The organism is Streptomyces noursei (assembly GCF_001646665.1).
GTDB lineage: Bacteria > Actinomycetota > Actinomycetes > Streptomycetales > Streptomycetaceae > Streptomyces > Streptomyces lavendulocolor.
Genome location: NZ_LWBU01000036.1, coordinates 1 through 457, shown reverse-complemented (window position 1 = coordinate 457; position 457 = coordinate 1). Strand labels below are relative to the sequence as shown.

The window sequence follows — 457 nt, the reverse complement described above, 5'->3', positions numbered from 1 at the left end:
GGGAGCGGCGGCGGCCGCTTCGTTGAGACGGCCAAGTGCCGTCTCCCCCGGCGGCGGCTCGGAGCCGTCGGGGCGGGGGCTGCCCGGGACCGCCCGGGCGAACAGCGCCCGGACGGCTGCGCGCAGCACGCGGACCGCCTCGGCGGTGCCGGCATCGGCGGGGGAACCGGGCCGCGGCCGGGACGGCCGGGGGGGGGGGGGCGCGCTCACGGGCCCCTTCCGTGGGGCCCCCGGGGTCCCGCCGGTCGGCGGCGGCCCCGCCGTGGCCGGCGTGGGGGGCGGGGGGGGCGAGGGCGAGGGGGAGGGGGGGGGGCGGGAGGCCGGGGGCCCCGCGCCCCAAGCGCGCCGACGCCCGCCGCAACTACGAGCGGGTGCTGCGCGAGGGCCGGACCGCCTTCGCGGAGCACGGCACCGACGCGGAGCTGGAGGACATCGCCCGCCGCGCCGGGGGGGGGGG

Annotated in this window: 1 pseudogene; it reads left to right on the top strand. The window is 84.9% G+C overall.

The annotated features are described in order from the left end of the window. Positions 1 to 326: 326 nt before the first annotated feature. Positions 327 to 457, top strand: a pseudogene (locus A4V12_RS38300) (TetR/AcrR family transcriptional regulator); the annotation flags it as partial.